The organism is Pseudomonas sp. 3B-A001-10F (genome assembly GCF_056313565.1).
This window is the reverse complement of the sequence record NZ_JBQYFW010000030.1, coordinates 63,590-72,942: the sequence shown is the minus strand read 5'-3', so window position 1 is coordinate 72,942 and position 9,353 is coordinate 63,590. Positions and strand designations below refer to the sequence as shown.

Genomic DNA, 9,353 nt, shown 5'->3' with positions numbered 1-9,353 from the left:
CCCAAAGCCTGGATCAGCGAAAACAAGGGTCGTACGTTCAACCTCACTTATACCTACAAGGTAGGTGGCGCGGGCAGTCTGATTACCTCGTCGCCACTGAGCATTCGCGTGGTCAGTGCTCAGGGCCCGAACGTATTCAAGGTGGTCGAAGCACCGACGGGTGAGTTGAACGTCGACACGCTCGGCACCGAAGCCAACGTCCAGGTCAGTTATCCGAGCCTGGCAGCGAAAGATACTGTCGGCGTGCGCCTGACCGGTGTGGCGTTGCGTGATGCACCGATCCAGACCGTGTCCACCGCAGGCACGCTGACCTTCAAGTTGCCCAAAGCCTGGATCACCGAAAACAAGGGTCGTACGTTTAACCTCACTTACACCTACAAGGTGGGTGGCGCGGGCAATTTGATTACCTCGTCAGCGCTGCCCGTGCGGGTAATCGGTACGGAGCCGGGAGGAGATGGGCAACGCGTTGCCAATGATCTCAACGCACAGTACGCCGATACGCGACAAAATTGCGGCAATGCTTCGCTACCAGCGGCGTTGTGCTCGGGTGTCATATTGCGGGCGACGATCAACGGTACGGCTTATCGCGCCTGGAACCCCAGTCCGCTTTCGCAGCAGAATGGAGGAGTTTCATTTTTTTACTTGCGTAAAGATGCGCACTTCAAAGGATTTCCCTCCAACTATCCAAACACCAGTGGTTTCGTCTTTTTTCCACTTCAGCAGCGCCCGGCGGGGAGTGTGGAAGTTCAGGTTCTATGCATTTTTCCCATAGACGGAGGCAGTGATATAAGGGGCGATCAGGGCTGTGGTATATCCAGTAATTATCCGACGGTCAGTCGCTCATGCGAGCAGCAGGGAATTACCACTGCTGCAGGATGGCTCACCCATTACAACCAAGGACCCACAGGCTGGAAATACCAGCGGCAGTGTGGGTTCAATGTCCGACCCGGTCAGGGAACGCTTGCAGCCAATGCGTTTTATCAGGGAATACTGGCCATGAAGTTAATGGGGGCCGAGTCGTTCAACTCGTGGAATGAAATCCGTCTGGCGACATGGCCACAGAACATCCATACGACCATTCCAATCAAGGCATTCTTTTATACGAGTAATGGTTTGGCGGCTGCCCGGTTCAACCAGGAGGATTTTTACAAGTATTCCAGCAAGGCAATACCGATTATCAAGCTGACGATGCCCCGAACAACTGCCGATTCCGCACGGTTTGAATTCATAAAAGCCGATCAAGCGGTGGGCAACTGGAACTGAGGGAGCTATTCAGGGTGTAACTTGTAATTTCAAGGTCGAAAGATCGCTGTCCGAGACAGCGATCTTTTGCTTTCAGGCGGTTTTCCAGGTGATTTCTTCTTCACCGTCGGCGCTGATGCGCATCCAGCGATCCGCCGTCTCTTCACCTTCTTCTTCAACCCACGTCCCCGGCGCGCAACGCACTTCGACGTTCAGCGCAGCAAACGCTGCACGGGCGCAGGCGATGTCGTCGTCCCATGGGGTCTGGTCGCTTTCGAGGTACAGGCTGTTCCACTTGCCCACGGCTTTCGGCAGCCAGGTCACCGGCACGTTGCCGGCTGTGCACTTGTAAGTCTGGCCTTTCTGTACCCAGTCACTGCACGGGCCCAACGCTTCGCCCAGCCAGGCCGAAATGGCCTTGTGGTCGACGTCGGCGTCTTTCAGGTAAATCTCGATGTCCGGTTGGCGCATGGATGTCCTCACTGCGGGTCTGAAAAATCCATTCGCGGATTTAGCCGGCCCCGGGCACTCGCCCGAGACCAAAAGTTATTGAAGAACGAAATAATCGTAGCGCATCGACACGGTGGTCACGAACGGCTCTGCCTGTTCGATCACTGCCGCACGACGCTCGGCACTGGCGCGCCAGCCGTGAGGTGTCATCGCCAACAGGTTGGCGCGATCCTCAGGCTTGTCCAGCGTCAGCTTGAATTCCAGGGTTTCGCTGTGCGCCAGCGTCATGCCTTCCGGCACCAGGGCCAGATGCTTGTCGTCGGTGTATTCGCGCACTTCGTCATAAAGACGTTCGCGCAACTCCATCAGGTGGCCGCTGGTCGGGCCGACTTTCATCAGACCGCCGCCGACACTGAGCAGCCGCTTGGCTTCTTCCCAGTCCAGGGGACTGAAAACGCTGGCGAGAAACTGGCAACTGCCCGACGCCAACGGCACGCGGGCCATGCTGGCGATCAACCAAGTGATCGCCGGATTACGTTTGCATGCGCGTTTGATCGCTTCACGGGAAATATCCAGTGCGTAGCCATCCGCGTTCGGCAAGGCCTCGGCGATTTGCGCGGTGTAGTAACCCTCGCCACAACCAATATCGACCCAGCGATCCGGCGCATAACTCGCCGCCAACTCGGCCAGACGCTTGGCCACCGGCGCGTAATGGCCGGCGTTCAAGAAGTCCCGGCGTGCTTCGACCATGGCCTGGTTGTCGCCAGGATCACGGCTGTTCTTGTGCTGCACCGGCAACAGGTTCAGATAACCCTGGCGCGCACGGTCGAAGCGGTGGCCTGCCGGGCAGACCACGCCGTTGTCCACTGTGTTCAGCGGTTCACTGCAGATGGGGCAAGCGAGCATCAGGCGAGCAACTTGATCAGGGTCTGGTAGTAGATCTCGGTCAGTACGTCGAGATCGGCTGCCAGTACGCGTTCGTTGACCTGGTGAATGGTCGCGTTGACCGGGCCCAGTTCAACCACTTGCGTGCCCATGGTCGCGATGAAACGGCCGTCGGACGTTCCGCCGCTGGTGGACGCTTTAGTCTCGCGACCGGTGATGTCCTTGATGCTCGCCGACACCGCGTCGAGCAGTGCGCCTGGTTCGGTGAGGAACGGCAGGCCGGACAGTGCCCAGTCGATGTGCCAGTCCAGATCGTGCTTGTCGAGAATATCGGCCACGCGTTTCTGCAGGCCTTCGACGGTCGATTCGGTGGAGAAGCGGAAGTTGAACACCGCCACCAGATCACCCGGAATCACGTTGGTCGCGCCAGTGCCGGAATTGACGTTGGAGATCTGGAAACTGGTCGGCGGGAAGAAATCGTTGCCATGATCCCAGTGCTCGGCGGCCAGTTCGGCCAGCGCCGGAGCAGCGAGGTGGATCGGGTTCTTCGCCAGGTGCGGATAGGCCACGTGGCCCTGAATGCCTTTGACGGTGAGCTTGGCACCGAGCGAGCCGCGACGGCCGTTCTTCACCACGTCTCCAACCAAAGTGGTGCTCGATGGTTCGCCAACGATGCACCAGTCCAGACGCTCGTTACGCGCAGCAAGACGCTCGACCACAGCCTTGGTGCCGTGGTGCGCCGGGCCTTCTTCGTCACTGGTGATCAGGAACGCGACCTTGCCTTTGTGGTTCGGGTAGTCGGCGACGAAACGCTCAGCGGCGACGGTCATCGACGCCAGGCTGCCTTTCATGTCCGCCGCGCCACGGCCGCAGAGCATGCCGTGTTCGTCGATCAGCGCGTTGAACGGGTCGATCTGCCACGCCGTGACCGGGCCGGTCGGCACCACGTCGGTGTGGCCGGCGAAGCACAGCACCGGGCCGTCGTTGTTGCCGTGGGTGGCCCAGAAGTTATCCACATCTTCGATGCGCATCGGCTCGAGGCTGAAACCGGCATCGCCCAAGCGCTGCATCATCTGCTTCTGGCAATCGGCGTCGACCGGCGTCACGGACGGACGGCGGATCAGGTCGATGGCGAGTTGGAGGGTCGGCGAAAGGTCGGCGTGGGCCGTCATGGAAAACTCCGGGATCATGAATTTGAGCGAGGGCCGATGTGGGAGCGACGGTTCGACGCTTCGACTTGCTCGCGAATGCGGTGTATCAGGCAACATAAGGGTTGAATGTTACAAAGCCTTCGCGAGCAAGCTCGCTCCCACAGGGATTGGCTTCGGTCAGTTACACCGCGTATCACGCCAAGCCTCGCAAAATGGCGGTTATCTTAAAGCAAAACGGCGACCATTGGCCGCCGTTTAGTGCTTCGATGAGGATTTAGACGACCGGCGCCGGTTCCGCTGCAGCCGCCGGTTTCGGCAGCGACGACAGGAACGCCATGATCAGCGCCGCCAGATACGGCAGCGACTGCACCAGCAACATCACCACCCAGAAACGCATGTCGTTGCTCGGCATGCCGTTGACCAGGAAGATCCCCAGCGCCGCGCCCCACAACAGCAGCATGATGAACAGCTCTTCGCGCGCTTCGGAAATCGCCACCCAGAAACCATGGTTGTCGGCGTTTTTCGGCGTGCGGAAGAACGGAATGCTGCTGGTGAAGAAACCGTACAGCACCGCTTTGGCGATGGTGTGCGATAACGCCAGCCCGGCCAGTGCCGCGCAGAAGGCATCTTTCAGGTTCACGCCGACCGCGCGACGGTAGAGGAAGATGATCTTGCCGACCTTGAACACGAACAGCGCCAGTGGCGGGATTGCGAAGATCAGCAACGGCGGATCGACCCGCTGCGGCACGATGATCATCGCCGCCGACCACAACAGCGCGCCGACGGTGAAGAAGATGTTCATGCCGTCCGCGACCCACGGCAACCAGCCCGCGAGGAAGTGGTAACGCTGGCCACGGGTCAGCTCGGTGTCCTTGCCGCGCAACAGGCTGCCGGTGTGCCGCTTGATGATCTGAATCGCACCGTAGGCCCAGCGAAAACGCTGCTTCTTGAAGTCGATAAACGTATCCGGCATCAGGCCCTTGCCGTAGCTGTCGTGGTAATACGCCGCGGACAGGCCTTTCTCGAACACGCGCAGACCGAGTTCGGCGTCTTCACAGATGCACCAGTCAGCCCAGCCCAATTCTTCCAGCACCGAGCGGCGGGTCATGGTCATGGTGCCATGCTGGATGATCGCGTCACGGTCGTTACGAGTGACCATGCCGATATGGAAGAAGCCTTTGTATTCGGCGTAGCAGAGCTTCTTGAAGGTGCTTTCGTTCTGATCGCGATAATCCTGCGGCGACTGCACCACGGCGATTTTCGGGTCGGCGAAGTGCGGCACCATGTGCTTGAGCCAGTTCGGGTGCACGCAGTAATCGGAGTCGATTACCGCGATCACTTCAGCGTCCTTGGCCGTGTGCGGAATCAGGTAGTTCAGCGCGCCACCCTTGAAACCGGCCAGCGGCGAGACGTGGAAGAACTTGAAGCGCGGGCCGAGGGTTGCGCAGTAATCGCGCACCGGCTCCCACACCGCCGGGTCCTTGGTGTTGTTGTCGATGATCAGGACTTCGTAGTCCGGATAATCGAGCGCGGCGAGGGCGTCGAGGGTCTGTTTGACCATGTCCGGCGGCTCGTTGTAGCACGGCACATGGATCGAGACTTTCGGGCGATAGCTGGAGTCGCCCTCGACCGGCAGGAACTCACGCCGCCGCTTGTGAATCCACACCGCTTCGGCCAGTTCATGCGCTTCGGTGAGCAAAACGATGAACACCCCGAGCGCACCCAGCGCCAAGAGGAAGCCGACGGTCAAACTGAACCACGTGCTGTATTGCAGGCTGTAGTCGTAACCGATCCACACCAGCACCGAACCACAGAGGAAGGCGATAAAGGTCAGAAAGATCCGCCCACGCTGACGCAATGCTGAGCCGTCGATCATCAGCAAGGTCAGCGACAACAGCGCCAGCACCACCGAACCGATCGCCAGCACGCGCCACTGCGGGATCGCGACCACCGGGCCTTCGAAGTTGAATTTCTGCTGACGCGCAGCGTTGAACACGCCCCAGTACGCGCCGACCGAGCCTTCGTCGCTGGCCTTCCACGGCTGGTCAAACGCCTCGATCACGAAGTAGTTGAAGCCTTGGCGATTGAGCTTGTTGACCAGTGTGCGCAGGTAGATCGCCTGATCCGCCGGCGACGCATCGGCACCACCGCGCATGCGACCGTTGCTCGGCCAGCCGACCTCGGAGAGCAGCAGCGGTTTTTTCGGGAACAGCTTTTTCAGGTCGCGAGCGCGATCGAAAACGAACTGGCCGGCCTTGTCGACCGGAATGAACTCCCAGTACGGCAGAACGTGGGCGGCGATCAGGTCAACGTGTTTGGCCAGTTCGGGGTGTTCTTCCCAGACGTGCCATTGCTCGGACGTGGTCACCGGCACCTTCACCGCTGCGCGCACGCGATCGAGCAGCACGCTCAGCTCTTGGGCGGTGATTTCCTTGCGGAAGATCGCTTCGTTACCGACCACCACGCGCACCACGCTGCGTGAAGTGTTGGCCAGTTCGATGGCTCGGGTGATTTCCCGTTCGTTGCGTTCCTGATCGGGGCTGATCCAGATCCCCAATGTCACACGCAGGCCGAATTCTTCAGCCAGTTTCGGGATGTCTTGCAGCGAACCGTCGACCGAGTAGATGCGGATGTTATCCGTCAGCTTGCTCATGATCTCCAGGTCGCGGCGCATTTCGTCGTCAGTCGGGTACTGATCTTTTTGCGGATATTGTCCCTGCTGGAACGGCGAATAGGAGAAACCGGAGATCTGCTCCGGCCAGTTCGGCGCGGAAACCGGGCGATTGATCAGCGCCCAGAAACCGGTGAACAGGGCGGCGATTGCCAGAACCACCACCAGGTTGAGTCCAAATTTACGCGATGACATAGCTATTTCGGGTTCCAAAGGCTGTGGAACGGAGGATCGGTCGGCTATACGCCCGAGGGGCGCGCATCCTACACCGGCAGTTCGCAAGTCGTACATCAGACAGGGAAATGCCCGACATTGGGCAGCCGACTTTGACTTAAGTTCTTACACTTGTAGTTCGAAGCTTAAAACTTGTCGCTGTGTAGCCCTATAATGCGCGCCGGTTTTTGGGGTAATGGTCATGAGTACAGAAGATCCGCGGTTTGCAGGCATCGCCCGTTTGTATGGCATCGAAGGCATGGAGCGCTTGCGCGCGGCCCATGTGGCGATTGTCGGCGTCGGTGGCGTCGGTTCCTGGGCGGCGGAAGCCATGGCCCGTTGTGGCGTCGGCGAGATTTCGCTGTTCGACCTTGATGACGTTTGCGTCAGCAACGCCAACCGCCAGTTGCACGCGCTGGACAGCACCGTCGGTAAGCCCAAGGTCGAAGTGATGGCCGAGCGTCTGCGCGGGATCAACCCGGATTGCACCGTGCACGCCGTGGCGGATTTCGTCACCCGCGACACCATGGCCGAATACATCACGCCGAACATCGACTGCGTGATCGACTGCATCGACGCGGTCAATGCCAAGGCTGCGCTAATTGCCTGGTGCAAGCGCCGCAAGATCCAGATCATCACTACCGGCGGTGCGGGCGGGCAGATCGATCCGACGCTGATTCAGGTGTGCGATCTCAACCGCACGTTCAACGACCCGTTGGCCTCGAAAGTGCGTTCGACGTTGCGTCGTGATTATGGTTTTTCGCGCACCGTGACCCGCCATTACAGCGTGCCGTGTGTGTTTTCCACGGAACAACTGCGTTATCCGAAGCCGGATGGCAGCATTTGCTTGCAGAAGAGTTTTGTCGGTGACGGTGTGAAGCTCGACTGCGCCGGCGGGTTTGGTGCGGTGATGATGGTGACAGCAACGTTCGGTATGGTTGCGGCGACCAAGGCTGTGGACAAGATTGTCGCGGGTGTTCGGCGCCCGTCAGACCGGGTCAAATCTGACGCCTGACCGGTTGATCGTTCCCACGCTCCGCGTGGTAATGCAGCCCGGGACGCTCCGCGTCCCATCCAGAGCCGAACGCGGAGCGTCCGTTGAGGCATTCCCACGCAGAGCGTGGGAACGATCAGTCAGCGAGCCAACTCATTCATCCGCTGGAGCACAGCATTCAGGCCATTGCTGCGCGATGGCGATAGCTGGCGCGACAGGCCGAGCTGATTAAACCAATCAGGCAAGTCGATTTGCTTTAAATCAGCCGCCGACAAGCCGTTGACCCGCAACAGTAACAACGCCACCAACCCGCGAATCATCCGCGCATCGCTGCTGGCGCTGAACTGCCAGTGACCATCGTGCAACGCCCCAACCAGCCACACTTGACTCTCACAGCCATGCACTCGGTTGGCATCGCACTTGTCGGCGTCACACAACGGCGGCAGACGATCACCAAATTGCATCAACAACCGCGCCCGTTGTTCCCAGCCCGCAGCATTCTGAAAAGTCTGCAGCGCCTCGGCGGCCTCGACCGGCAAACTCATCGCAACAACTCCAGCGCCTGATCCAGCGCTTCAAAGAAGCGTTCCAGATCCTCGGAATCGTTGTACAGCGCCAGCGACACCCGAATCGCCCCGGCCAGTTCGAAGCTTTTCAGCAGCGGCATGGCGCAGTGATGCCCGGCGCGCACCGCGATCCCTTGCTCGGTCAAAAGATGCGCGAGATCGGCGTTATGCACACCCTCGACAACAAAACTCGCCAGCGCCAATTGCGGCTTGCCGAGCAAACGAATGCCGTTACGGGCGGCAAGGCCACGCAGCAGATAGTCATGCAGCGCAGCCTCGTGGGCGGACACCGCGTCCTGATCCAGACCGGCCAGATAATCCAGCGTCGCGCCAAGGCCGATCACACTGGCAATCGGCGGCGTGCCCGCCTCGAAGCCCAGCGGCGCCGGGCGGAAGCGCGCGTCGTGATAGTTGGCTTCCAGCACCATCTCACCGCCGAACTGCCAGGGCTTCAGTTGTTCAAGCGCAGCGTTGCGTCCGAACAGCACGCCGAGGCCATCGGGGCCGTACAGCTTGTGGCTGGAAAACACGTAGAAGTCGCACCCTAGCGCCTGCACGTCATGCCGACCATGCACCACGCCTTGCGCGCCATCGACCACGGTCAGCGCGTTGTGCGCCTTGGCCATGCCCAGCAACGCCGGCAATGGCTGCCACGAACCGAGCACGTTGGACAACTGACTGACTGCCAGCAAGCGCGTGCGCGGGCCGATCAGGTGCACAGCGGCAGCAAGGTCGATCAGACCGTCGGCATCCAGCGGCAGGATCACCAGTTTGAGACTTCGCCGTTGGGCCAGTTGCTGCCACGGCAGCAGGTTGGCGTGATGCTCCAGGGCGCTGATGACAATTTCAGCGCCCGGGTGGAAAAGATGTTCCAGGCCATACGCCAGGAGGTTTAGCGCACTGGTGGCGCCGTGAGTAAAGATGATTTGCCCACTGTCACCGGCATTCAGCCACTGGGCAACCTTCAGTCGACTGTCCTCGAACGCCTGCGTGGCATGAGCGCCGGGCAGGTGTTGCGCACGATGCACATTGGCTGCGCCGTTGGCGTAGTAATGCGTCAGTGCGTCGAGCAGGGCTTGGGGTTTTTGCGTGGTGGCGGCGTTGTCCAGATAGGTCTGGTCTTGCCGTTGCAGCGCGGCGATGGCCGGGAAATCGGCACGCCACGGGGAGGGAATCATCAT

Annotated in this window: 8 protein-coding genes; 2 read left to right on the top strand and 6 right to left on the bottom strand. The window is 60.0% G+C overall.

All coding sequences use genetic code 11. The annotated features are described in order from the left end of the window. The coding region (locus tag AC0ZWN_RS22925; RefSeq protein WP_476336624.1) for a hypothetical protein at nucleotides 1-1,263 on the top strand (1,263 nt) is incomplete at its 5' end. Nucleotides 1,264-1,335: 72 nt separating this feature from the next. On the opposite strand, the gene AC0ZWN_RS22920 is transcribed toward AC0ZWN_RS22925, so the two are convergent. The 4 genes from AC0ZWN_RS22920 to AC0ZWN_RS22905 form a co-directional block, all read right to left on the bottom strand. After that, a complete protein-coding gene (locus tag AC0ZWN_RS22920) occupies nucleotides 1,336-1,713 on the bottom strand; it encodes a hypothetical protein (RefSeq protein ID WP_093436628.1) in 378 nt (125 codons plus the stop codon). Between the two features lie 75 nt (nucleotides 1,714-1,788). Further along, on the bottom strand, nucleotides 1,789-2,598 hold the full coding sequence (locus AC0ZWN_RS22915) for a putative RNA methyltransferase (protein ID WP_476336623.1): 810 nt from the start codon (nucleotides 2,596-2,598) through the stop codon (nucleotides 1,789-1,791). Next, the gene (gene dapE, locus AC0ZWN_RS22910; RefSeq protein ID WP_095050390.1) at nucleotides 2,598-3,749 is read right to left on the bottom strand and encodes a succinyl-diaminopimelate desuccinylase; all 1,152 of its coding nucleotides are present in this window, start codon (nucleotides 3,747-3,749) and stop codon (nucleotides 2,598-2,600) included. Before dapE ends, AC0ZWN_RS22915 begins: the two co-directional genes overlap by 1 nt. Before the next feature lie 253 nt (nucleotides 3,750-4,002). Further along, nucleotides 4,003-6,594: a glycosyltransferase gene (locus tag AC0ZWN_RS22905; RefSeq protein ID WP_257357103.1), complete on the bottom strand. Its 2,592-nt coding sequence runs from the start codon at nucleotides 6,592-6,594 to the stop codon at nucleotides 4,003-4,005. A 214-nt stretch (nucleotides 6,595-6,808) separates the two neighbouring features. Between AC0ZWN_RS22905 and tcdA the strand changes: the two genes are divergently transcribed. Next, nucleotides 6,809-7,627 carry a tRNA cyclic N6-threonylcarbamoyladenosine(37) synthase TcdA gene (gene tcdA, locus AC0ZWN_RS22900; protein WP_476336621.1) on the top strand — a complete coding sequence of 273 codons (819 nt, stop codon included), beginning with the start codon at nucleotides 6,809-6,811 and terminating at the stop codon, nucleotides 7,625-7,627. Between the two features lie 119 nt (nucleotides 7,628-7,746). Here the strand turns inward: tcdA and AC0ZWN_RS22895 are convergent, their stop codons facing one another. Further along, a complete protein-coding gene (locus AC0ZWN_RS22895; RefSeq protein ID WP_476336619.1) occupies nucleotides 7,747-8,151 on the bottom strand; it encodes a SufE family protein in 405 nt (134 codons plus the stop codon). Continuing rightward, complete coding sequence (locus AC0ZWN_RS22890) at nucleotides 8,148-9,353, bottom strand: aminotransferase class V-fold PLP-dependent enzyme (RefSeq protein ID WP_476336618.1); 1,206 nt, start codon at nucleotides 9,351-9,353, stop codon at nucleotides 8,148-8,150. The genes AC0ZWN_RS22895 and AC0ZWN_RS22890 overlap by 4 nt, the downstream gene beginning before the upstream one ends.

Excerpts from the sequence above, each read along its gene's own strand:
- AC0ZWN_RS22890 (WP_476336618.1), bottom strand. The coding sequence starts at position 9,353 with ATGATGATTCCCTCCCCGTGGCGTGCCGATTTCCCGGCCATCGCCGCG.
- AC0ZWN_RS22920 (WP_093436628.1), bottom strand. The coding sequence starts at position 1,713 with ATGCGCCAACCGGACATCGAGATTTACCTGAAAGACGCCGACGTCGAC.
- AC0ZWN_RS22895 (WP_476336619.1), bottom strand. The coding sequence starts at position 8,151 with ATGAGTTTGCCGGTCGAGGCCGCCGAGGCGCTGCAGACTTTTCAGAAT.
- AC0ZWN_RS22905 (WP_257357103.1), bottom strand. The coding sequence starts at position 6,594 with ATGTCATCGCGTAAATTTGGACTCAACCTGGTGGTGGTTCTGGCAATC.
- dapE (WP_095050390.1), bottom strand. The coding sequence starts at position 3,749 with ATGACGGCCCACGCCGACCTTTCGCCGACCCTCCAACTCGCCATCGAC.
- tcdA (WP_476336621.1), top strand. The coding sequence starts at position 6,809 with ATGGTCATGAGTACAGAAGATCCGCGGTTTGCAGGCATCGCCCGTTTG.
- AC0ZWN_RS22915 (WP_476336623.1), bottom strand. The coding sequence starts at position 2,598 with ATGCTCGCTTGCCCCATCTGCAGTGAACCGCTGAACACAGTGGACAAC.